The 22,500-nt window shown below is 71.5% G+C and carries 16 protein-coding genes; 7 read left to right on the forward strand and 9 right to left on the reverse strand.

What is annotated here, in order from left to right:
- Window positions 1-19: 19 nt before the first annotated feature.
- On the reverse strand, window positions 20-2,959 hold the full coding sequence (locus ACFXGJ_RS09500; RefSeq protein ID WP_378618140.1) for a UPF0182 family protein: 2,940 nt from the start codon (window positions 2,957-2,959) through the stop codon (window positions 20-22).
- A 122-nt stretch (window positions 2,960-3,081) separates the two neighbouring features.
- Here ACFXGJ_RS09500 and ACFXGJ_RS09505 point away from each other — a divergent pair, with 122 nt between their 5' ends.
- Window positions 3,082-3,699, forward strand: a complete 618-nt coding sequence (locus ACFXGJ_RS09505) for a PPA1309 family protein (protein ID WP_378618142.1) — start codon at window positions 3,082-3,084, stop codon at window positions 3,697-3,699.
- A 6-nt stretch (window positions 3,700-3,705) separates the two neighbouring features.
- On the opposite strand, the gene ACFXGJ_RS09510 is transcribed toward ACFXGJ_RS09505, so the two are convergent.
- Complete coding sequence (locus tag ACFXGJ_RS09510; RefSeq protein WP_378618144.1) at window positions 3,706-4,728, reverse strand: PDZ domain-containing protein; 1,023 nt, start codon at window positions 4,726-4,728, stop codon at window positions 3,706-3,708.
- A 96-nt stretch (window positions 4,729-4,824) separates the two neighbouring features.
- On the opposite strand from ACFXGJ_RS09510, the gene ACFXGJ_RS09515 reads away from it, so the two are divergent.
- The 4 genes from ACFXGJ_RS09515 to ACFXGJ_RS09530 all read left to right on the forward strand — a co-directional run bounded on the left by ACFXGJ_RS09515 (window position 4,825) and on the right by ACFXGJ_RS09530 (window position 9,481).
- Entirely contained in the window at window positions 4,825-6,210 is a 1,386-nt protein-coding gene (locus tag ACFXGJ_RS09515; RefSeq protein WP_378618147.1) for a zinc-dependent metalloprotease, read from the forward strand.
- Between the two features lie 97 nt (window positions 6,211-6,307).
- Window positions 6,308-7,186 carry a hypothetical protein gene (locus tag ACFXGJ_RS09520; RefSeq protein ID WP_378618149.1) on the forward strand — a complete coding sequence of 293 codons (879 nt, stop codon included), beginning with the start codon at window positions 6,308-6,310 and terminating at the stop codon, window positions 7,184-7,186.
- Window positions 7,183-8,523, forward strand: a complete 1,341-nt coding sequence (locus ACFXGJ_RS09525) for an ABC1 kinase family protein (protein WP_378618152.1) — start codon at window positions 7,183-7,185, stop codon at window positions 8,521-8,523. Before ACFXGJ_RS09520 ends, ACFXGJ_RS09525 begins: the two co-directional genes overlap by 4 nt.
- A gap of 43 nt (window positions 8,524-8,566) precedes the next feature.
- A complete protein-coding gene (locus tag ACFXGJ_RS09530) occupies window positions 8,567-9,481 on the forward strand; it encodes an exodeoxyribonuclease III (RefSeq protein WP_378618154.1) in 915 nt (304 codons plus the stop codon).
- 46 nt (window positions 9,482-9,527) lie between these two features.
- On the opposite strand, the gene ACFXGJ_RS09535 is transcribed toward ACFXGJ_RS09530, so the two are convergent.
- Both ACFXGJ_RS09535 and ACFXGJ_RS09540 read right to left on the reverse strand, forming a co-directional pair.
- The gene (locus tag ACFXGJ_RS09535) at window positions 9,528-9,782 is read right to left on the reverse strand and encodes a WhiB family transcriptional regulator (protein WP_378618221.1); all 255 of its coding nucleotides are present in this window, start codon (window positions 9,780-9,782) and stop codon (window positions 9,528-9,530) included.
- Between the two features lie 544 nt (window positions 9,783-10,326).
- The gene (locus ACFXGJ_RS09540) at window positions 10,327-12,471 is read right to left on the reverse strand and encodes an ATP-dependent DNA helicase UvrD2 (protein ID WP_378618157.1); all 2,145 of its coding nucleotides are present in this window, start codon (window positions 12,469-12,471) and stop codon (window positions 10,327-10,329) included.
- A gap of 142 nt (window positions 12,472-12,613) precedes the next feature.
- On the opposite strand from ACFXGJ_RS09540, the gene ACFXGJ_RS09545 reads away from it, so the two are divergent.
- The gene (locus ACFXGJ_RS09545) at window positions 12,614-12,871 is read left to right on the forward strand and encodes a mycoredoxin (RefSeq protein WP_378422621.1); all 258 of its coding nucleotides are present in this window, start codon (window positions 12,614-12,616) and stop codon (window positions 12,869-12,871) included.
- A gap of 46 nt (window positions 12,872-12,917) precedes the next feature.
- On the opposite strand, the gene nudC is transcribed toward ACFXGJ_RS09545, so the two are convergent.
- The 3 genes from nudC to ACFXGJ_RS09560 all read right to left on the reverse strand — a co-directional run bounded on the left by nudC (window position 12,918) and on the right by ACFXGJ_RS09560 (window position 15,326).
- A complete protein-coding gene (nudC, locus tag ACFXGJ_RS09550) occupies window positions 12,918-13,799 on the reverse strand; it encodes an NAD(+) diphosphatase (protein WP_378618224.1) in 882 nt (293 codons plus the stop codon).
- Window positions 13,800-13,853: 54 nt separating this feature from the next.
- Window positions 13,854-14,921, reverse strand: coding sequence for a potassium channel family protein (locus tag ACFXGJ_RS09555; RefSeq protein WP_378618160.1), 1,068 nt, complete (start codon window positions 14,919-14,921; stop codon window positions 13,854-13,856).
- 72 nt (window positions 14,922-14,993) lie between these two features.
- Window positions 14,994-15,326 (reverse strand): hypothetical protein, encoded by a 333-nt coding sequence (locus ACFXGJ_RS09560; RefSeq protein WP_378618163.1) that lies wholly within the window; start codon window positions 15,324-15,326, stop codon window positions 14,994-14,996.
- A gap of 71 nt (window positions 15,327-15,397) precedes the next feature.
- Between ACFXGJ_RS09560 and ACFXGJ_RS09565 the strand changes: the two genes are divergently transcribed.
- Window positions 15,398-15,772: a hypothetical protein gene (locus tag ACFXGJ_RS09565; RefSeq protein WP_378618165.1), complete on the forward strand. Its 375-nt coding sequence runs from the start codon at window positions 15,398-15,400 to the stop codon at window positions 15,770-15,772.
- A gap of 2 nt (window positions 15,773-15,774) precedes the next feature.
- On the opposite strand, the gene ACFXGJ_RS09570 is transcribed toward ACFXGJ_RS09565, so the two are convergent.
- Window positions 15,775-19,182, reverse strand: a complete 3,408-nt coding sequence (locus ACFXGJ_RS09570) for an ATP-dependent helicase (protein WP_378618167.1) — start codon at window positions 19,180-19,182, stop codon at window positions 15,775-15,777.
- A complete protein-coding gene (locus tag ACFXGJ_RS09575) occupies window positions 19,179-22,481 on the reverse strand; it encodes an ATP-dependent helicase (RefSeq protein WP_378618169.1) in 3,303 nt (1,100 codons plus the stop codon). The genes ACFXGJ_RS09570 and ACFXGJ_RS09575 overlap by 4 nt, the downstream gene beginning before the upstream one ends.
- Window positions 22,482-22,500: the final 19 nt, after the last annotated feature.

The following is a 22,500-nucleotide window of genomic DNA, read 5'->3' on the forward strand; positions in this document are numbered from 1 at the left end:
CCTCTGGTTTGTCGAGACGCTACTTCGGCAGCGCCTGGTAGGCGTTCACCGCCTTCTGCAGGCGATCGAGCGCGGCGCCGTAGGCGTTGAAATCGCCGCTCTGCTGCGCCACCTTCAACGCGGCCATCGAGGCGTCCACCTCCGCCAGCGCCTTGTCCACGGCGGCCGACGGGGCGGGCGCAGGCACCGGCGTGAGCGGTGCCGCGGCGCCCGGCGGCGTCACCTGCCCCTGCTCGGGCTGCGCCGGCGGCGTCGCCACCGCACTCGGCGCGGTTGCCAGCGCTCCGACGGCCGGACTGAACACCTGGCTCAGGGCCTCGGCGAGTGTCGGCGCATAGCCGACCCGGATGCCCTTGGTGTCGCTGTAACTCAGCAGCACGCTGGTCAACTGCGGGAAGGCGTTCGTCGAATTCCGCTGCGTGTACAGCGGTTCGACGTACAGGATCCCGCCGTTCGCGATCGGCAGCGTGAGCAGATTGCCGTACTGCACCTTGTTGGACTGCTTGAGCAGCGACAGCGCGCTCGCCACCCGAGAGTTCGACGTCATCGAGGACTGTGCCTGCTGCGGACCCTGGGTCTGGGTGTCCGTCGGCAACTGCAGCACCGTGAACTTGCCGTAGTTCACCGGATCGGCGGCCACCGAGATGTACGCCGAGAGCAGTTCACGGTTGTAGCCGACCATCGGGCTCGTCAGCCGGAACTCCGGCTTGGCCGTCTCCTGGTTGCCCAGCAACACGTAGTACGGCGGCTGGTTCTTGTCCGTCTCGATCGTCGGATCGCTCGGCACCGACCAGAAGGCGTTGTTGGTGAAGAACTCGTTGGGATCGTCCACGTGGTACTTCGCCAGCATCTCGCGCTGCACCTTGAACAGGTCCTCCGGGTACCGGAAGTGGGCACGCAGGTCGTCGGTGACCGCGCTCTTCGGCTGGACCGTGCCGGGGAAGACGCCCATCCACGCCTTGAGGACCGGGTCCGTGTCGTCCACCTGGTACAGCGTCACAGTGCCGTCGTACGCGTCGACCGTCGCCTTGACCGAGTTCCGGATGTACGAGACCTCCTTCTTCGGCAGCAGCCGGCCCGTGTTGGCGTCCACGCTGTCGGTGACCAGCCCCTCGAGCGAGCTGCGCTGCGCGTAGGGGTAGGTGTCGAGCGTGGTGTACGCGTCCACGATCCACTGCATCCGCCCGTTGACCACCGCGGGGTAGACGGTGCCGTCGGTGGTCAGCCACGGCGCCACCTTGCTCACCCGGTCCCGGGGATCCCGGTTGTAGATGATCTTCGAGTCGGATCCGATCGCGCCGGAGAACAGGATGTTGCGCTCGGTGTACTTGGCCGCGAAGGCGAGGCGATTGAACCAGTTCCCGATCGGGACGCCACCGGAACCGGTGTAGGTGTACTTCGAGTCGTCGGTGTCGTACTCGCGCGGGGCGCTGCCGTTCGCGCCGACGATCGCGTAGTCCGCATCCGTCTTGGCGATCACCTCTCCGTAGTAGATCCGCGGATTGTCCACGTGCAGTGCCGGATCCGAAGGCTGCGTCTTGAGGTCGCTGACGCTGTAGATCGGGTAGCCGCCGGTGGCGTTCTGGCTCTCACCCTCCACCGCGGTGACCTGGTTTGCGGGCGCCGCGACGAAGCCGTTGCCGTGCGTGTACACGGTGTGCCGGTTGATCCAGTCGGTCTGGTTGCCACTGAGATTCGACGGCGACAGCTCACGAGCGGCCACTACGAAGTCGCGCAGCTGCCCGTTCATGTTGTACCGGTCGACGTTGAGGTTCGGCGGGAAGGCGTAGAAGTTCTTCAGCTGCTGCTGCGCGGTGAACGTGGGCGAGAGGATGTTCGGGTCGAGCAGTCGCGCGTTCGCGATCGTCGTCACGTCCGCCGGCAGGTCCTGCGGCTGAACCTTCGCGTCACCGCTGTAGTCCACGTACTGCACCTGATCGTCGGTGATGCCGTACGCCTGCCGCGTCGCCTGGATGTTGCGCTCGATGTACGGCGCCTCCTTCTGAGCGGCGTTCGGCTTGACCGAGAACTGCTCGACCACCAGCGGGTAAACCGCACCGACGAGGATCGAGGACAACACCAGGAGCGCCGTGGCCATGGCGGGGATCCGCATGTCCCGCAGGAAGATCGCGGCGAAGAACGCGAGCGCGCAGATCACCGCGATCGCGAGCAGGATCAGCTTGGCGGGCAGCACCGCGTTGATGTCGGTGAAGCCGGCGCCGGTGAACGTGGGTTCCTTCCGGCTGCTCGACAGCAGCGAGTACCGGTCCAGCCAGTAGGCCACCGCCTTCAACAGCACGAAGGTGCCGGCCAGGACCGCCAGCTGGACGCGGGCCGCCCGCGTCAACGCGCCGTCGCGGCCGCTCAGGCGCAGCCCGCCGAAGACGTAGTGCGTGACCAGGTTCGCCAGGAAGGCGATGACCACCGCGACGAACAGCCAGTTCAGCACCATCCGGTAGAACGGCAGGTCGAAGGTGTAGAAGCCGACGTCGAGGCCGAACTGCGGATCCTTGATGCCGAACGATCCACCGTGCAGGAACAACTGCACCGCAACCCAGTTCGACTGCGCGACCAGTCCGGCGAGCACGCCGATCACGGCAGGCACCACGACGCCGAACAGCCGCAGCCGGCCCATCACCGTGGTGCGGTACCGCGCGATCGGATCGTTCGGCCCCGCCACCGGCACGAACACCGGCCGGGACCGGTAGGCCAGGAACAGGGCGAGGAACACCGCGGCGCCGATGAGCAGCCCCACGACCAGGAACAGCAGCAGTCGCGTCACGAGAACGGTGGTGAAGACGTTGCGGAACTTGACCTCGCCGAACCACAACCAGTTCGTGTACGCATCGATCAGGCGGGGTCCGATCAGCAGCAGTGCCGCCGCTACGAGCGCGAGTACCAACAACACTCGGCTCCGTTTGGACAACGACGGTAGACCGGTGGGGGGCCGCATGCCCACGTGCCACACTCCCGTGAATCGGGCGGCGCGCAGGGCGACCGCGTGGTGTTTTGTCCCACTCTACGTCGCTTCGGCGCCGGGCAGCGGCGTCGTCCGAGATGCCCGAGTGGGAGGATGGATCGGTGAGTGATTTCGATGGCGAGTACCACAGCCCGGCCGATCTGTCCCCCGACGCACTGCCCCGCTGCGTGCGCGAGGTGGCCGACTACTCCGACGCGGGCGGCTGGGGGCACCCCCCGCAGATGTTCGCCCTCGTGCCCACCGCGGTCCTGGCGGCCGCCGAGCCCGACCTGCTCGACCAGCTCGAGGACGGCGCCGAGCTGACCCCGCTCGAACAGGAACCGTTCCCCGAGGACATCGGCGGGGGCTCCCCCGCCCTCGACGAGTTCCTCTCGACGACCAGCTGGCCGGCCGAGGTGGCCGGCTGCGTACTGGTCCAGGAGATCGTGGTGCTGCCGCCGGCCGCCGAGTCGGACCTCGACAGCGCGGTCGCGCCGGTGGTGACCGACGAGCACGCCGCCGACGAGATCGCCCGGGCCACCGCGCAGGCTCACCCCGAGAGGCGCGACGCCCGGCTGATCGCCGCGGTCCTTCGCGACGGACCGTCCGTCTGCGTGCTGCAGCTCAAGCCGACCGACGACGAACCCGACGCCGAGCCGGAGCTGCTGACCTACGAGGACCTCGCCCCGAACCTGATCAACGCGCTGTACGCGACCTTCGACGCGCCCGACGACTACTGACGGGCGTCAGCAGGCGGGCGCGTCGCCGCCGGCATTGAGCGACGCGAGCGCCTGCACGGCTCCGTCGAGGTTCTCGACCTTGACCAGCCGCAGTCCGTCCGGCGTCCGCTGCTTGGCCTCGTCGCAGTTGCGCGCGGGCACCAGGAAGGTGGTCGCGCCGGCGTCGCGGGCCGCGATGAGCTTGTACGGAATGCCGCCGATCGGACCGACGTCGCCGTCGGAGTCGATCGTGCCGGTGCCCGCGACGAACTTCCCGCCGTTGAGCTCGCCCGGCGAGAGCTTGTCGATCACCGCAAGCGTGAACATCAGCCCCGCCGACGGCCCGCCGACCTCCGCGAGATTGAAGTTCACCGTGAACGGCACCTCGGGCCGTTCGGTCGGGGTGATGCCCAGGTAGCCCTTGGCCGGGGCGCCGGGGCGCGCGCCCAGCGTGACCGGCACCGTGACGTCCTGGCCGTCGCGTTTGACGACGACGCTCACCACGGCGCCGGGGGCGAGGTCGGCGACCGCGCGCTGCACCTCGCCGACGGTCGTCACGGACTTCCCGTCGATGCTGACCAGCTGGTCGCCCACACGCAGTGCGTCCTTGGACGGTCCGTCCGGACTCACCTCGGACACCTCGAGCGCGACCGGCTTGTTCAGATAGTGCAGCGCGGCGAGTTCCGCAGACTGCTCGGACTGCTGGAAGTCCGCCTGGTTCTCCTGCTTCACCTCGTCCCGGCTCTTGTCCGCGGGGTAGACCTCCTCGCGCGGCACCAGTCCGTGGTTTCCGCTGAGCCAGAACCCGAAGGCCTCGAAGATGTTCAGGCCGTCGCGAACCGACACGGTGGTCATGTTGAGGTTGCCGGAGGTCGGATCGAGCTCGGTGCCCTCGATGTCCACCACCGGCTTACCGTCCACGTCCCCGAGGGTGTTGAACGTCGGGCCCGGCCCCAGCGCCACGAACGGCACCGTGACCCACATCCCCACCAGTAGCAGCGCCACCACCGGCACCAGCGCCGCGAACAGGGTCACCCTCCGTCGATTCACCCGGTCCAGGGTAGAGGTCGGGCCGCGTCGGCCGTGTTCGCCCTCGGCGTGATTTCCGCCGGCCCTCCGGAGGCCCGGGCCTTGTACCGTTGAGATATGAGCAATCTGCCCTTCGGTTTCTCGAACTCCGACGACGACCAGGACCCCGACAAGAACCGGTCCGGCGGCGAACCGACCGGACCCGGCGGTGTCCCGTTCGGTTTCAACCCCGAGGGCTTCGACCCTGCGCAGCTCGGGCAGATGCTCACCCAGTTCGGACAGATGCTCAGCGGCATGGGCAGCGCGATGGGCCCGGGAGGCTCGTCCGGGCCGGTGAACTACGACGTCGCCAAGAAGCTCGCCCTGCAGCAGCTGGGCACGGTCGCCCCCGTCTCCAGCGGCACCGCGGCCGCGGTCACGGACGCCGCGCACCTGGCCGAACTGTGGCTGGACGGGTCGACGACACTGCCCGCCGGCGCCACCCGCACGGTCGCATGGACGGCCGCCGAATGGCTCGACAACACCCTCGACACCTGGAAGCGGCTGTGCGATCCGGTCGCCGAGCAGGTGTCCGGGATGTGGGTCTCCGGCCTGCCCGAGGAGGCCCGCCAGATGGCCGGCCCGATGCTCGGCATGCTCGGCCAGATGGGCGGGCTCGCCTTCGGCTCGCAGCTGGGCCAGGCCCTCGGCCAGCTCTCCTCCGAGGTGCTGACCTCCACCGACATCGGTCTGCCGCTCGGCCCGAACGGGGTCGCAGCGCTGCTCCCGGCTGCGATCGAGAAGTTCAGCGAGGGCCTCGAACAGCCCGACCGCGAGATCCTCGTCTTCCTGGCCGCGCGTGAGGCCGCACACCAGCGGCTGTTCGTGCACGTGCCGTGGCTGCGGCAGCGACTGCTCGCGACGGTCGAGGACTACGCCCGCGGCATCAAGATGGACTTCTCCGCGATCGAGGAGGCCGCGCAGGGCATCGACCCGAGCGCGCTCACCGACCCGTCGAAGCTCGAGGAACTGCTGCAGCAGGGCACGTTCGAGCCGCAGACCACCCCCGAGCAGAAGCAGGCCCTCGAACGTCTCGAGACGCTGCTCGCGCTGATCGAGGGCTGGGTCGAGACGGTGGTCGCCGCCGCGCTCGGCGAGCGGCTGCCGGGTGTGGCCGCCCTCAGCGAGACGCTCCGTCGCCGCCGCGCGACCGGCGGTCCCGCCGAACAGACCTTCGCCACCCTCGTCGGACTCGAACTTCGGCCCCGCAAGGTCCGCGAGGCGTCCCAGCTGTGGCGTCAGCTCACCGAGGCCGCCGGCATGGACGGCCGCGACGGTGTCTGGGCCCATCCCGACCTGCTGCCCGACTCCACCGACCTGGACAACCCCGCCGCCTTCGTGGACCGGGTCGTCGGTGGCGGCTCGAGCACGTTCGACGACCCGATCGCGCAGCTCGAGGCCACCGAGGCACGCGAGCGGGAGGAGCGCGAGGGCCCCGGCGGCGCCGGGTCGCCGGAAAAGTAGTCCACCGACCCGTCGACGCAGGCCACAGCGCTGTCGCCCTGTGGACAACCCGGCCAGAGCCCGCGAGTCTCGGGTGCGGCCGTGGCACTGTCGGACCATGACACCGGTTGCCGCACCCACCGCCGGGCCACGGCTCGACCCGCGAATTCCGGTACTGGTCCGGCCCAGCGGGACGCTGCAGCTGGGTTGGGACCCCGAGCGCGCACTGCTGCTGCGTCCGCCGCACGGGGTGACCGCGGTCGCGCTGGCCACGCTGTTGCGCCGGCTCGACGGCCGGCACAGCCGTGCGGACGTCGTCTGGCAGGCCAACCTGGTCGGGATCGACACCGCCGACATCGCGCAGATCCTCGCCGAACTCGACGAGGCCGCGATCCTGCTGCCCGGCGTCCGCGCGGCGGTGGTGCGGTCGGTGCACCTGCACGGTCGCGGGCCGCTCTCGGACGGGATCGCCGCCGCGCTCGCCGACGGCCGAATCCGGTTGTCCCGCAGCGTCCCGGGCGGGCTCGGCGACCGGCCACGACTGCCGGCCGCCGACTGCGTGGTGCTCGCCGACGATCTCGTACCCGACCCGCGGATGGTCGCCGACCTGGTCGCGGAAGGGACCGCGCACCTTCAGGTCCGGTTACGTGACGGTCGCGGTGTGGTCGGCCCGCTGGTCCTCCCCGGACGTACCAGCTGCCTGCGCTGCGCCGACCTCACCCGGACCGATCTCGACGACGAATGGCCGCACCTGGCCGCCCAACTGCTCGGCGCGGTCGGGCACGCCGGACCGGAGACCGTGCTCGCCACCACAGGTCTGGTGCTGGCCGAGCTGGATGCGCTCGTCCGCGGCGACCCGTCGCGCGCCCCCGCGAGCCTGGACGCCACCCTCGAACTCGACGTCGGCTCGGCGCGTCTGCTGCGGCGACGGTGGCGTCCGCACCCGCGCTGCGGCTGCCGCGCGGGTATAGGCGAATCTCAGGATCGTCAGCAATGATGGGGGTCGTGCCTGACATCCCCCGCCGCAGCTCTGCCCGCACCGCCAAACTCGCGAGCATTCCGCTGGGGATCGCTGGGCGCGCCGCCGTCGGATTCGGCCGCAAGCTCGCGGGCGGCGACCGCGACGAGATCGACGCGAAGCTGACCCAGCAGGCCGCCGAGCAGCTGTTCACCGTGCTCGGCGAGCTCAAAGGCGGGGCGATGAAGCTCGGGCAGGCGCTGAGCGTGATGGAGGCCGCGGTCCCGGAGGAGTTCGCCGAGCCCTACCGGGACGCGTTGACGAAACTGCAGGCCGAGGCGCCGCCGCTGCCTTCCCGAAAGGTGCACCGCGTCCTCGACGAGCAACTCGGGACGCGGTGGCGCGAGCGCTTCAGCAGCTTCGACGACTCGCCCACCGCATCAGCGAGCATCGGGCAGGTGCACCGGGCGGTGTGGTCGGACGGCCGCGACGTCGCCGTGAAGGTGCAGTACCCGGGGGCGGACGAGGCGCTGCGGGCGGACCTCAAGACGCTCTCCCGCCTCGCCGGACTGTTCAACTCGGTGATGCCTGGTGCCGACGTCAAGCCCGTCCTCGACGAACTGAGCGCACGCACCGAGGACGAGCTGGACTACCGCATCGAGGCGAACAACCAGCGGGCCTTCGCCGCGACCTTCGACGGCGACCCGAAGTTCGCCATCCCGCACGTGATCGCGAGCGCCCCGAAGGTGGTGATCACCGAGTGGATGTCCGCGACCCCGCTGTCGTCGATCATCGCCGACGGGACCGCGGACCAGCGCAACAACGCGGGCGCACTGCTCGCCGAGTTCCACTTCGCCTCGCCCGCGCGAGTCGGGCTGCTGCACAGCGACCCGCACCCCGGAAACTTCATGATGCTCGCCGACGGTCGGCTCGGCGTGCTCGACTACGGCGCCTGCGCCCCGATGCCCGGCGGCCTGCCGCCGGTGCTCGGCCGAATGGTCCGCCTCGCCCTCGAGGAACGATTCGAGGAACTGACGGAGCTGTTGCGCGCCAACGGTTTCGTGTTGCCGGGCAAGAAGGTGACCGACGACGAGATCGCGAACTACCTGCGCCCGTTCACCGATCCCATCCACACCGAGTCGTTCCACTTCACACGGGCGTGGCTGCAGCGTGCGGCAGGCACGGCCACCGACTTCTCCTCGGCGCACTTCCGCACCGCCCGCGCGCTGAACCTGCCCGCCGAGTACGTGATGATCTTCCGGGTGCTGCTCGGCTCGGTCGGCATCTGCGCGCAGCTCGACGCGGAGGCGCCGTACATGGGGATCCTCACGCAGTGGCTGCCCGGTTTCACCGAGGACGTGCGGCGGGCCGAGTAGGGCCGGTCAGCCCGCACCCGAGGACGACCTACACTGGGCGACCGTGCGGATCGCTACCTTCAACGTCAACGGCATCCGGGCCGCGCAGCGGCGCGGATTCGAGGAGTGGCTGCGCGAGCGCGAGCCCGACGTGGTTGCGCTGCAGGAGGTCCGGGCCCGAGCGGCCGCGATTCCGGTGGGCGTGTTCGGGCCGTATCACCTCGCCTACGACGAGGGCGTGCACGCCGGCCGCAACGGGGTCGCGATCCTGACGAGGCGTGCTCCCGACGCGGTGCGGACGTGGAGCGGCACCGCCCTGTTGCGTGTTCCCGGCGAAGTGCACACCGCCACAGCAGAACTCGACCCGGTGCCGCTGGCCCGGGGGCTACGCGAGTTCGCCGCGCAGGGCCGGTACGTCGAGGTGGACCTCGCCGACGCGCCGATCACCGTCGCGTCGCTGTACCTGCCGAAGGGCGGACTGCCCGCGCACCTGCAGAAGCCGGGCCGGATGCGGGAGGCACCGGACGGCGGCGCCCGCTACGAGCGCAAGACGCGCTTCCTCGACGCGTTCGCACGGCAGCTGACGCGCTCACGCCTCGATGCCCGCTCGCGCGGCCGGGACCTGCTGCTCATGGGCGACCTCAACATCGCGCACACCCGCCACGACGTGCGGAACTGGCGGCGCAGCAACCAGGTCGAGGGCTTCCTCCCCGAGGAACGCGAATGGTTCGACTCCATCCTGTCGCCGCGCACGCTCGTCGACGTCGTCCGCAGCCGGCATCCGGACACGGACGGGCCGTACAGCTGGTGGTCGTGGCTGGGGCAGTCGTTCGAGGGCGACGTCGGCTGGCGCATCGACTACCACCTCGCGACACCCCGACTGGCTCGGTCGGCCGTCGCCGCGGGCACGGACCGCGAGCCGGCCGCGGACCGGCGGATGAGCGATCACGCCCCCGTCGTGGTCGACTACGCGCTCTGAGCGCACGCCGGTCCTGTGGTCGGGGCACCCGACCACAGGACGCGGTTCACGCGCAGACGGCGACCTTCCGTGGGCGGCCACGGGGACGCTTGCGGGCGATGACGACCCCCTGGTCGAGGATCTCCCCGCCCCATACTCCCCACGGCTCGGCGCGGTCGAGCGCGGCGCTCAGGCAGCGGGCGCGGATCGGGCACTGCCCGCACAGGGACTTGGCCTGCTCCAGTTCGGCGGGAGTGTCCCCGAACCAGAGGTCGGCGTTGTCGGCTCGGCACGGCAGCTCGCGTCGCACAGCGCCGATCACCGTCGGCTCGCTCGTGGCGGTCCGGGAATCGTCTCGGCAGGTGACGGTTGGCACGTCATGCTCCTTAGGCTTCTTCGGTGGTGTCAGGTCGTGGTGCGGACCTGTAGCCGGGCCTGGAGCTGGTGCTCGAAACAAAGAAGGCCACGGTCCGCTGGTGCGTCCGTGGCCGAGAGGAAGGAGGGTTCCTACCGAGTGGTGACTCGGCGTCTACTCCTGGGCACGGACGAGAGGGCTGCTGCGCGCGGTGCAGGTGCTGCACTGACTGCGTGTGCGCGATGGCGAGTGAGGCGCTCGGGCGCCGCCAACCACGCTGCCGCGGGCAGGTGAGCGGCGGGCGCGATACGAGAGGTCACCGCGACGCCTTGCGCGCTGCCGTTCCAATCGATCATGGCCAATCACCTCCCTTTCGCTCGTGCGGACTGTCGTTCCTTGCTGGGTCGAACTGCGGCAGGCCGAAGCTCACCGCGACGGAAACCAGGGTATGCGGTCTCCTGCGAACCGCACAACCTATTTTTGACCTGCGGTTTCGTGCACCACGACCGGCCTAAGCGTCTCCGATGGTCAAGGTCGGTTCGGCGAGGCCGGTCGGATCCTCGCCCCGAACCACCGCCAACACGTCGGCGCCGAACCTCTCGAGCTTCTTCGCCCCGATCCCCGGGATGGTCACCAGCGCACGGTCGTCACGCGGCTGCTGTTCGGCGATCGCGGTCAGAGTGGTGTCGCTGAACACCACGTACGCGGGGACCTTCAGCTCCTTCGACTTCGCCGATCGCCAGGCTTTGAGGGCGTCGAAGAGCGCGGCGTCGAGGTTCGACGGGCAGGACTCGCAGCGACCGAGCATCGTCGCCGCGGTGCCGAGCAACTGCTTGCCGCACACCCGGCAGCGGGGCCGCTTCTTCTGCGGTGCGGGCGCCGCGATCCGGGAGGCCGGCGACTCCTCGGGGATCAGCCCGTGCAGGAAGCGGGACCGCCGACGCGACTTGCGGCCGCCCTCGTTGCGGGCCAGCGCCCACGACACCTGCAGGTGCTCGCGGGCGCGGGTGACGCCGACGTACAGCAACCGGCGCTCCTCCTCGATCCCCGCCTCGTCGGGCGCGGACTTGCTGTCGCCGAGCACGTGCGCGATCGGCAGGGTGCCGTCCGTGACCCCGACCAGGAACACCGCGTCCCACTCGAGCCCCTTCGCCGCGTGCAGGGAGGCCAGGGTCACGCCCTGCACCGTGGGTGGGTGCCGGGCCTCGGCGCGCGCGGCGAGATCGCGCAGCAGGCCGGCCAGGTCGAGGTCCGGCTCGTGGGTGAGCAGCTCCTCGGTCAAGGCGACCAACGCGCCGAGGGAGGCCCACCGTTCCCGCGCCTGGGCGCCGGCCGGTTCGGCGTCGGTGAGTCCGAGCGGGACCAGAACCGCCCGCACCAGCGTCACCAGGGCGTCGCCGCGGTCCGCGCCCTCGGGCAGGTCGTCGCGCGATGCGGCCTGTCGCAGGGCGCTGACCGCCTGCCGCACCTCGGGCCGGGTGAAGAAGCCCTCCCCGCCGCGGACCTGGAAGGGGATGTCGAGTTCGGTCAGCGCCTGCTCGTGCACCTCGGACTGGGCGTTGATCCGGTAGAGCACGGCGATCTCCGCGGCGGGCGTCCCGTTCGCGATGAGTTTCTGGATCGACTTCGCGACCGCCGCGGCCTCGGCCGGCTCGTCGTCGAACTCCGCGAACTCGGGCTCCGGGCCGGGGGGCCGCTGGCCGATCAGCTGCAGCCGGGTCCCGGCGATCCGGCCGCGGGCGGCGCCGATCACCCGGTTCGCGAGCGAGACGACCTCCGGGGTGGAGCGATAGTCGCGTTCGAGCCGGACGACCGTCGCGTCGGGGAACCGCCGCGAGAAGTCCAGCAGGTAGCGCGGCGTGGCGCCGGTGAACGAATAGATGGTCTGGTTCGCGTCACCGACGACGGTGAGGTCGTCGCGCTCGCCGAGCCACGCGTCCAGCACCCGCTGCTGCAGCGGTGTGACGTCCTGGTACTCGTCGACCACGAAGCAGCGGTAGCGGTCCCGGAACTCCTCGGCGACGGCCGTGTGGTCCTCGAGCGCCGCCGCCGTGTGCAGCAGCAGGTCGTCGAAGTCGAGCAGCATGCCGTCGCCGCGGACCTTGAGCGCCTCGTACGCGGCATACACGTCGGCGACCTTGCTCGCGTCCGCGGGCGGTTCGCGCCGCGACCTGGCCGCCGCCGCCGGGTAGTCCTCCGGCGCGATGAGTGACGCCTTGGACCATTCGATCTCCCCCGCCAGGTCGCGCACGCTCTCGGTGCTGGTGGACAGGCCGACCCGGTTCGCCGCCTGCGCGACGATCGCGAACTTGCGGTCCAGCAGTTCCCACTGGGTGTCGCCGACGACCTGCGGCCAGAAGTAGCGCAGCTGGCGCAGCGCCGCGGCGTGGAACGTGCGGGCCTGCACCTGGCTCGCGCCCTCGCCGATGCCGAGCGTGCGCAGGCGGGCCCGCATCTCCCCCGCGGCACGCGCGGTGAAGGTGACGGCGAGCACCTGCCCGGCCGAGACGTGCCCGCCCGCGACGAGGTGGGCGATGCGGCGGGTGATGGTGCGGGTCTTGCCGGTGCCCGCGCCGGCGAGCACGCACACCGGCCCCCGAGGGGCGAGCACGGCGGCCGACTGCTGCGGGTCGAGTCCTGTGGCGTCGGCTGACATGGCACCCATCCTCTCAGGGACCACCGACACAGCCGCGCCGGAGGCGCCCGCGCGTGATCTGTATCCCGATCGGGGTGAGAATCGCGCACGGGCGGCGGAGCCGCGCGGAACAATTCGCGCGGGGCGTGGTGTTGTATGCGCCGTGACCGTTACTGACACCGACACCGCCCTGACCATCTACTCGACCACCTGGTGCGGGTACTGCCGCCGACTCAAGAAGCAGCTCGACGAGTCCGGCATCAGCTACGTCGAGATCGACATCGAGGACGATCCCGCCTCCGCCGAGTTCGTCGGCAGCGTGAACGGCGGCAATCACGTCGTCCCGACCGTCAAGTTCGCCGACGGAAGCACGGCCACCAACCCGACCCTCGTCGACGTGAAGAAGGCGCTCGGCCTGTAGTCACCCGGGGCCTGGCGCCGCGTGGACCGACCGCTCCGGTCGACGACTACGCGGCCCAGGCCTCGAGCATGCCGCGGGCGATGGAGACCGAACCCGGCACGAGCAGTCGCGCGTCCGAGGGCGAGGCCCAGTCCCCCGCGGCGAGTGCGGCACGCACCTCGTCACGACCGAACCAGTGCGCCTCCACGATCTCGCCGTCCGCGAAGGTCAGAGGCGACGCCGGGTCGGCGACCGCGGAGAACCCGATCATCACCGACCGCGGGAACGGCCAGGGCTGGCTGCCGAGGTAACGGATGTCGCGAACGACGAGCCCCACCTCCTCGGCGATCTCCCGGGCCACGCACGTCTCGAGCGACTCACCCGCCTCGACGAATCCCGCGAGCACGGAGAACCGGCGCTCCGGCCAGTTCCCGTTCCGTGCCAGCAGCACCCTGTCGGCCCCGTCGTGCACCAGGCAGATCACCGCCGGGTCGGTCCGGGGGAACTCCTCCTGCCCGGTGCTGGTGCTGTGCCGCGACCAGCCCGAGAGGGTGGGGACCGTCGGCGCCCCGTCGACGGGGCTGTAGCCCGCGGCGTCGTGCCAGTTCAGCACGGCGATCGCGGTCGTGAGCAGTCCGGCACTGGAGTCGTCGAGGCGGTCGCCCACGAACCGCAGGTCGCCGAGGTCCCCCGTCAGCGCGGGCACCCGCACGCCCCACAGGTGCCGCCCGTCGAGCCGGCCGAGGAAGACCGCGCCCGGGACGGGTTCCGGCCCGAGGACGGTGGCGGGCTCGAGCACCAGTTCGCCGCCGTCGAGCCGGGCCTGCCCCCGGTGATTGACGCGGAGCAGTCGTGCGTCGCCCCAGCCCGCGCGCAGGGCGTCGGTGTCCGAGCGCAGTTCCTCCGCACGGTCCAACGCCGACCGCGACAGCAGCGGCACCTCGGTCATCTCAAAGTCGGCCACGGCGCCAACCATATTCGTCGGCCCGTGTCGGCTCGCACGCTAGTGCCCGACCCGGCGGATGTAGAGCAGGCGGTCGGTCTCCTCCACCGCGTCGACCTCGGGTGAACCCACCCGCACCAGCCTGCCGTCGCGGACGACGCCGAGCACGATGTCCGACAGGTGCCGCGGCGACCCGCCGATCTCGTCGCGCTCGACCTCGCGCTCGGCGATGGCGAACCCGGCCTCCGGCGTGAGCAGGTCCTCGACCATCTCCACGACGGTGGGGGTGGTCCGCGCGATGCCGAGCAGGCGTCCCGCGGTCTCGGACGAGACGACCACCGAGTCGGCGCCGGACTGTCGCAGCAGATGCGCGTTGTCGGTCTCGCGGATCGCGGCGACGATCTTCGCGCCCGGCCCCACCTCGCGTGCGGTCAGCGTCACGAGCACCGCGGTGTCGTCGCGGTTGGTGGCGACGATGACCGACGCCGCGTTCTGGACGCCCGCCAGTCGCAGCACGTCGGACTTGGTGGCCGAGCCCTGCACGGTGACCAGCCCGAGCGAGGCGGCCGAGTCGAGCACCGTCTGGTCGGTGTCGACGACCACGATCTCGGACGGCTTGATGCCGTCGCCGAGCATGGCGTCGACCGCGGTGCGGCCCTTGGTGCCGTACCCGACTACGACGGTGTGATTGCGCACTGTGTGCCTCCAACGCTGGATCTTGAACGCCTGGCGGGACCGCTCGGTGAGCGCGGCCATGGTGGTGCTGATCAGGATGATGAGGAACAGCACCCGCAGCGGGGTGATGACGATGACGTTGATCAGGCGCGCGCCTGGCGTGATCGGGGTGATGTCGCCGTAGCCGGTGGTCGAGAGCGACACCGTCGCGTAGTACAGGCAGTCCAGGAAGGACAGCTCGTTCTCCTGCGCATCCCGGTAGCCGTCTCGGTCGATATAGACCACGACGACGGCCAGCATGAGAACCGCGACGGCCATCATCACTCGACGGAAGATGGCCCGGCCCGGACTGTGCAGGGCCTCCGGGATGCGGAGAACACCGACCAGCGCAAAATCGGGCCGGTTGGTCAGGGTGTCCTGATTGCGTAGGCGCGCACGCAATTTACCGGCCATGAGGGTGTTTCCCGTTCGCAGACATCGGCTGGCAGCCTATCCGAGGGCCGGACGCCGGGCGGCGCGGACGGATCACCTCCTGCGCGCGCCGACGAAATCGCACGCCTCGCGGCCGAGCGCCGACCACACGTGGTCGTCCTCGGCGGTGACACTCACCCATTCCTTCATCGGGACGCCCTTGCCCGCGTCGTAGGCCACGCCCACCCCCTCCTCGATCAGCGACCTGACCCGGTCCCGGGGCAGTTTCACCGTCAGGCGGCCGTGAGAGAGCATCGCGAAGATCGACCCGTGGACCTTCAGCGCCGAGGAACCGAACCCGCCGGAACCGGCAGCGCCGGGCACCTCGACGCCGGGTGCCCCCGCGAAATGTTCGATCAGCGCAGAAAAACGCTCCTCCGGGCCCATTCGTCCATTCGACGCCCACCCCGCTCGCGGCACAACCCCGTCTCGACCGGCGCGCCGGTACCGTCGAACACATGGCCTTCACACGCAGCACCGGACTGTCCGCCATCCTGCTAGGCGCGGGCACCCTGCACTTCGTCAATCCGAAGCCGTTCGACGCGATCGTGCCGAGGCAACTACCCGGCGACGCTAGGGCCTACACCTACGCCTCGGGCGTGGCCGAACTGGTCGTCGGCACTGCGATCGCCGTGCCGCGGACCCGCAGGCTCGGCGGCACTCTCGCGGCCGCGCTGTTCGTCGCGGTGTTCCCGGCGAACGTGCAGATGGCGGCCGACTGGCTGGGCAGGAGCTCGATTCCGATGCCGCTCAAGGTTCTCGGGGTGGCCCGCCTGCCCCTGCAGATCCCGCTGATCGCGGCCGCGCTGAAGGTCAGGCGCGACGCCGCCTGAGATCAGGTGGGATCCGAGACCTCCACCGACATCTCGGCGGCACTCGCGCCCGCCGTCTCGATCAGGGCGACCAGTGCGTCGGCGTCCGGTAGGTCGTTGGGAGCGATGGTCCGCCCGGTCCGCACGTAATGGAACGCGGCTCGCACCCGCTCCAGCGCGATCGGCTCCTGCCCTCGCGACACCGCGCGCGCCGACATCAGTTCGGCCCAGGCCAACCGGTACGCGGCGAGCTGCATGGTGACGGCGTGCTCGTTCGCCGCGGACGGTTCGGCTCCGGTCTTCCAGTCGATGACGGTCCAGCCACCGTCCGAATCGGCGAAGACAGCGTCGATCCGGCCCCGCACCACCGTGCCCGCGATGGAGGTCTCGAACGGCACCTCCACCTCGACCGGGCTGCGGTTCGCCCACGGCGACCGCAGGAACGCGTCCTGCAGCGCGACGAGGTCGCCGTCACCGGCACCGTCCACGTCCGCCGCGCCGGGCAGCTCGTCGATGTCCAGCAGCCTGGTCGCGCCGAACCTGCGCTCGATCCAGGCGTGGAACGCGGTTCCCCTGCGCGCCAACGGGTTCGGCGGGAAGGGCAACGGGCGCCGCAACCGCGCCGCGAGTTCGTCCGGCGAGGCCGCGAGGTCGACCAGTTGGCTCACCGACAACTGGGTCGGCAGCGCGACCTCCGCGCGTGCGGCGGCGCGCCGCGCGCGTTCGGCCAGCAGGGCCTCGACGTCCGCCGCCCAGCCCTCCGGATCGTCCTCCTCGGCCGGGTCCGCATCGGCTGGGGCGGCGATCGCGTCGAGCACGAGTTGCACGCCACGGTCGACACCGGCGCGCCTGTCCCCCAACGGATCCTGCGGCCACAGTGCCGTGACCGGCTCCGCCGTCAACGGGTTCTCCGCATCCGCCTCGGGCTCGGCCGCCCACTGCTCGACCACTCCGATCGGACTGCCCTCGGCCGCCGCGGCGTCGAGCAGGGCCCGCATCTCGAGCAGGAACTCGGACGGACCCTTGGGCTTGGCGCCCGTCTCCGACCACTGGTGGCCGGAGACGTACAGCGCGCGCTCGGTCCGGGTGAGCGCGACGTAGAACAGCCGCCGGTCCTCGTCGAGCTTGCGCCGCGTCAACGCGTCCTTGTGGGCGGCCAGCACGTCCTCGAGGTCCTTGCGATCGCAGACGTCCTCGAGGTCGAGAACGGGCACGCCGTCGGCGCCGTCCCCCTCGTGCGCGCGGTCGCCACGCAGGGCCGGCGGCAGTTCGGCAACCGCGCCGAGCCAGCTGCCCGATGCGGTGGTCGAGGGGAACACCCCGTCCACCACGTGCGGCACCGCGACGACCTCCCATTCGAGACCCTTGGCCGAGTGCACCGTCAGCACCTGCACGCGGTCCTTGGCGACCTCGACCTCACCCGGCGCGAGGCCCTTCTCGACGGTTTCCGCCGCTGACAGGAAGGCGAGCAGTCCGGTCAGCGTCGCGGAGGGGTTGCGGGCGTACGCCGCGACCGCGTCGGCGAACGCGTCGAGGTGTTCGCGACCGGCTCCGCCGCTGAACTCATGGCCGGCCAAGCCGGCGCGCGACCAGGGCAGGCGCGCCTGCGCCTCGATGCCGATGCCGAGGACCCGCTCCACCTCCGCGACCAACTCGGTCAACGGCTGGCCGATCCGCTCGCGCAGCGAGGTCAACTCCGCGGCGAGAGCGCCGATGCGGGCGTACCCGAGCGTCGAATAGCGCCCGGGCCGACCTGGATCGGCGATGGCATCCGCGAGACCCGCCAGCTCGGCGTGCTCGCCGGGCAGGGCCGCCTCCAGCGCCTGGTCCAGGCTGGCGGCGTCGGCGACCGCGCCCGCCGTGCCCCGGGTGGCGCCGATCGCCAGCTCACGCGCCCGTCGCCAGAGCGCGGCGAGATCGGACACGCCGAGCTGCCAGCGTGCACCGGTGAGCACCCGCATCGCCGCGCTGCCCGCGAGCGGGTCCGCGACCAGGCGGAGCATCGCGATGACGTCCGCGACCTCCGGAATGTGCAACAGCCCACCGAGACCGACCACCTCGACGGGCAGGCCGTGCCTGCGCAGTGCCGCCGCGACGGGCGCGGCGTCGGCGTTGCGACGGATCAGGACCGCGGCGGTCGGCGGGTCCTCGCCGCGGTCACGAGCAGCGGCGTAGTCGGCGGCGATCCGCTGTGCGACCCAGTCCCGTTCGCTCTCCACGTCTTCCGCGAGGGTGAGCCTGATGTCACCGGGTTCGGCACCGGGCTTGGGTCGCAACTCCTGCACCGGCACGCCCCGCTCGCGCAGCGGCGCGGAGGCCGCGTTCGCGAGGGTCAGTGCCTCGGCCGGGTTGCGCCAGCTGGTGAGCAGCTCGAGGCGCGGTGCGGGCCGGCCGTTCGGCAGCGGGAAGTCGGTGGCGAAGCGCGGCAGGTTGGCCGCCGAGGCGCCCCGCCAGCCGTAGATGGACTGCATCGGATCGCCCACCGCAGTCAGCGCCAGACCGCCGTCCTCGCCGCCGCCGAACAGCGACGACAGCAGCACCCGCTGCGCGTGCCCGGTGTCCTGGTACTCGTCGAGCAGCACCACCCGGAACCGGGCCCGCTCCGACCGCCCGACCTCGGGATGCTCGGCGGCCACCCGCGCGGACAGCGACATCTGGCTGCCGAAGTCGAGCGCGCCCTCGCGGCGCAGCGCCTCGGAGACCCGCTGCACCAGCGGCAGCAGCGCGATCCGCTCGTGCTGGGTGTCGAGGACGTCGAGGAGATCCTTCTTCGGGCCGCCGCGCTGGCGCGGGCCTCCGGGCAGGGTGTGGATCAGCTTGTCCAGCTCGGTGTGCGCCTCGCGCAGGTCGTCCGGTTCGACGAGGTGCTCGGCGAGCTGGCCGGACAGCGCGAGCACCGCCTCGGTCAGCGACGTCGGGTTGCGGTCGGTGTCGAGGTCCCCGTCCCACGAGCTGACCACGCGGTACGCCAGTTGCCACAGGGCGGTCTCGGAGAGCAGTTCCGCGGACGGTTCCATCGGCAGCAGCAGACCGTGCTCGGTGAGGAGCCGACCCGCGTAGGAGTGGTAGGTGCTGACCTCCGGCTCGCCCGAGAGGATGCGCCCCCGCAGCTGACCGCTCGGGTCGATCGAGCGCAGCAGCGGCGAACCGGCCAGGCGGGCGAGGCGTTGCCGGATCCGGCTGGTGAGCTGCTGGGCGGCCTTGCGGGTGAAGGTGAGGCCGAGCACCTGCTCCGGGTCGACCAGGCCGTTGGCCACCAGCCACACCACGCGGGCGGCCATCGTCTCGGTCTTGCCCGCGCCCGCACCCGCCACCACCAGTGTCGGTCCGAGCGGGGCGGCGATGACCGCTTCCTGCTCGTCGGTCGGCGGGAACTGTCCCAGCGCGGCGGCGAGCTCCGCGGGCGTGACCCGCACCTGTCGCGGCGTCATCGGCCGGTCACCTGCCGGCCCGTCTCCTGGGCCGGGCAGCTCGACGACACCGGGCAGTGTCGGCAGCCGTCGTTCGGCTTCGCCACGAACTGTGGCCCGCGCGTCGCCGCCGCGGCCGCGTGCACCGCGTCCAGCCACTGCTCCTCCGACTCCTCGGTCAGCGGCGCCTGCATCCGCTGCGTGGCACCCTCCTTGCGACTCGGCTTGGCCACGAACACGAGTCGGGCGCCGCCCGACTTCGCCGGGGGTTCGCCCTCGATCGCGCCCGCGAGCGCGGCGACCTGGTAGGTCGCAAGTTGGGCGTGCTGCTCGGCGGCCTCCTTGCTCACCGGCGTGCGTGCCGTCTTGACGTCCACGATCACCGGCCGCCCGTCCTGGTCGCGTTCGAGCCGGTCGATGCGACCGCGAAGCCGGACGGCGGGTTCGCCCGGCGCGCGCGGCTCGAGCACCCCGTCCACCGCGACCTCCACGCCGACCTCGGTGAGCTCGCCGCGGGTGCGGCTGAGCCACTCCGAGAAGGAATCGATCATCTGCGCGGTGCGGTCCATCTCGCGGCGCGAGTACCATTGCGACCCGAGGTCGACCGCGTCCCAGGCGGTGGCCAGCGCAAGCCGGACCTGGTCGGGGGGCATCTTGCCGGCGACGGCCTGCACCAGGGTGTGCACCAGGGTGCCCGTCACGGCGTGGGTGTTCTCTCCGTCGGTGCCGCCGTGCCGTTCCAGCGCCCAGCGCAGTGGGCAGGCGTCGAGCTGCTCGATCGTCGACGGCGAGAGCGGGACCGGACCGTCGTCGAGTTCCCACAGTGGCGCCGCCGAACTCGCGCCGCCGACGCCGTACCAATGCTCGGGGTGCGCGCCGCGCACCCCGGCGCGGGCCAACCGGGCGAGCTGTTTCGCGGCCCGCGCCTGCGCCGCGGGGTCGGACTCGGCCAGCTCGGGATCGCATACGGCCCTGCGCAACTCGGCGATCAACGACGGCAGCGCGAGCACCCGACTCGGCGAGGTGGGTTCCAGCCACGAGTCCGGATCCTCGGGGTCACCGTCGACGTCGCCGCGGCCGAGCAGTTCGTCGACGAACCGCGACTGCACCAGGTCGGCGTCCCCCGCGGCCGAGCGCACCGCCGTGACGAGCAGGGTGCGGCGGGCGCGGCTGCAGGCGAGCAGGAACAGTCGCCGCTCCTCGGCGAGCAGCGGCGCCGTGCGCGAGAGGGTGGTCTCGCCGCCCGGCGAGGGGTCGCCGATCCCGGCGGTGAGGTCCACGAGAGCCTCGGTCCCGAGCAGCGTCCCGCGGGCCCTCAGCCCCGGCCACAGGCCCTCCTGCACGCCGGCGACGACCACGACATCCCACTCGCGACCCGCCGCGGAGTGTGCGCTGAGCACCGCGACCGCCTCGCCGGGCACCGCCGCGGCCGACCGCGGATCGCTCGGGATCTCCTGGTCGGCAAGATATTCCACGAATCCGGCGAGGGTGGAGCGCGGGAGTCGGTCGACGTAGTTTGCGGCCGCGTCGAACAGCGCGACCACGGCGTCGAGATCGCGGTCAGCCTGCGCCCCGATCGGTCCACCGCGCGCGGAGGCCGCGGCCCACCGCTTCTCCAGTCCGGTCGCCTGCCAGCAGGCCCACAGGACGTTCTCCACCCCGCGGCCGCCGTGATGCGCCTTCCTCGCCCTGGCGAGGATGGTGAGCACCCGCCGCAGGGCGGCGAACTCGCCGTCGGTGAGTTTTCCGACCAGGTCCTGGTGCGAGTGGTCGCCCTCGACGATCAGCACGCGCAGCAGTTCGGCCGAGTCGCGCTCACCGCCCGCTGCGAGCTCGACTCTGCGGAGTCCGCGCCGGAGCCGGCGCAGCGTGACCGGGTCCGCCCCGCCGACCGGACCTGACACCAGCGCGAGGGCGTCCTCACCGGTGAAGGATCCGCCGGCGACCGCGCGGAGCACGAGCAGCAGGCCGCCCACCGAGTGCTGACGGGCGAGCGGCAGTTCGGAGGACCCGGTGGTGACGGGCACCCCGGCGGACAGCAGCGCCCGGCGCAGCGGCGCCAGCGCCCGCGGGACCGACCGCACGATCACGGCCATCCGGGACCACGGCACGCCGTCCCGCAGGTGCGCCCGGCGAAGGGTGTCGGCGATGAGGGCGGATTCCTTGCCCGCGGTGCCGAGCACCGCAACCTGGGCCTCGCCCTCCTCGCCGGGCCGGACGACCGCGCCACGATGCGGCGGCAGGCCGGGCAGACGCGCCGCGATCGAACAGGTGCGCTCGGCGATCCGCGCGGAGCTGCGGAAGTTGGTGTCCAACACGACCTGCCGGTCGGACCCGGACTCGGCCAGGTCCATCAGGAACCGCGAGTCCGCCCCGCGGAACCCGAACACGGACTGGTCGGGGTCTCCCGCGACCACCGCCAGGTCGGCGCCCCTCCCGAGCAGCCGGACCAGCTCTGCCGCCTGCGGGTCGAGGTGCTGGGCGTCGTCGACGAACAGGTAGCGCACCCGCGCGCGCTCGCGGGCGAGCAGGTCGGGATCGGTGGCGAAGGCGGCGAGCGCGGCCCCGACCAGCTCCGCCGCGTCGAGAGCAGGCGCGGTCGCCTCGGGCGCCTCCACCCCGACCGCGCCGCGCAGCAGCGTCACCTGCTCGTAGCGGGTGGCGAACTTCCCGGCGGCGACCCACTCCGGTCGACGGTGCTCACGACCGAGCTTGACCAGGTCCTCCGGACCGATCCCGCGTTCTCCAGCGCGCAGCATCAGGTCACGCAGTTCGACCGCGAACCCGGCCATCGGCAGCGCCGGCCGCAGTCGTTCCGGCCACTGGTGCGCCCCGTCTGCGACGTCCCCGCGCAACATCTCGCGCAGCACCGCGTCCTGCTCGGCACCGGTGATCAGTCGCGGCGGTGGATTCGAATGTGCGGCCGCCTGCAGGCGCAGCACCGCGAACGCGTACGAGTGCACGGTCCGCACCAGCGGCTCCCGGGTGGCGCGCGAGGACCCGGCACCGAGCAGTCCCGCGGTGATCGCCTCCCGTACCGCGGTCGCGGCCTTGCGTGAATGTGTCAGTACCAGAACCGATTCCGGATCGCCGTCCGGTCCGGCGATCCGGGACACCGCGAGGTCGACGAGCAGCGAGGTCTTTCCGGTGCCGGGGCCGCCGAGCACCTGCCACGGTCGCCGGGTCGACCGACCGGCGAGCTCAGCCGCGATCCGCTGGACGTCGGGCCCCCACACCCGCGGCTCCGCGGTCTCCGCCACGCGGCGGACCAGGGTGGCGGTCGCCCGCTGCGCCCTGTCCTGTCCCCCCGCGTCCGTCATGGCAAGCATTCCATCACGG

The organism is Rhodococcus sp. NPDC059234 (genome assembly GCF_042754225.1).
Lineage (GTDB): Bacteria > Actinomycetota > Actinomycetes > Mycobacteriales > Mycobacteriaceae > Rhodococcus_G.

Excerpts from the sequence above, each read along its gene's own strand:
- ACFXGJ_RS09525 (WP_378618152.1), top strand. The coding sequence starts at position 7,183 with ATGATGGGGGTCGTGCCTGACATCCCCCGCCGCAGCTCTGCCCGCACC.
- ACFXGJ_RS09565 (WP_378618165.1), top strand. The coding sequence starts at position 15,398 with ATGGCCTTCACACGCAGCACCGGACTGTCCGCCATCCTGCTAGGCGCG.
- ACFXGJ_RS09560 (WP_378618163.1), bottom strand. The coding sequence starts at position 15,326 with ATGGGCCCGGAGGAGCGTTTTTCTGCGCTGATCGAACATTTCGCGGGG.
- ACFXGJ_RS09575 (WP_378618169.1), bottom strand. The coding sequence starts at position 22,481 with ATGACGGACGCGGGGGGACAGGACAGGGCGCAGCGGGCGACCGCCACC.
- nudC (WP_378618224.1), bottom strand. The coding sequence starts at position 13,799 with ATGACCGAGGTGCCGCTGCTGTCGCGGTCGGCGTTGGACCGTGCGGAG.
- ACFXGJ_RS09570 (WP_378618167.1), bottom strand. The coding sequence starts at position 19,182 with ATGACGCCGCGACAGGTGCGGGTCACGCCCGCGGAGCTCGCCGCCGCG.
- ACFXGJ_RS09555 (WP_378618160.1), bottom strand. The coding sequence starts at position 14,921 with ATGGCCGGTAAATTGCGTGCGCGCCTACGCAATCAGGACACCCTGACC.
- ACFXGJ_RS09515 (WP_378618147.1), top strand. The coding sequence starts at position 4,825 with ATGAGCAATCTGCCCTTCGGTTTCTCGAACTCCGACGACGACCAGGAC.
- ACFXGJ_RS09540 (WP_378618157.1), bottom strand. The coding sequence starts at position 12,471 with ATGTCAGCCGACGCCACAGGACTCGACCCGCAGCAGTCGGCCGCCGTG.
- ACFXGJ_RS09520 (WP_378618149.1), top strand. The coding sequence starts at position 6,308 with ATGACACCGGTTGCCGCACCCACCGCCGGGCCACGGCTCGACCCGCGA.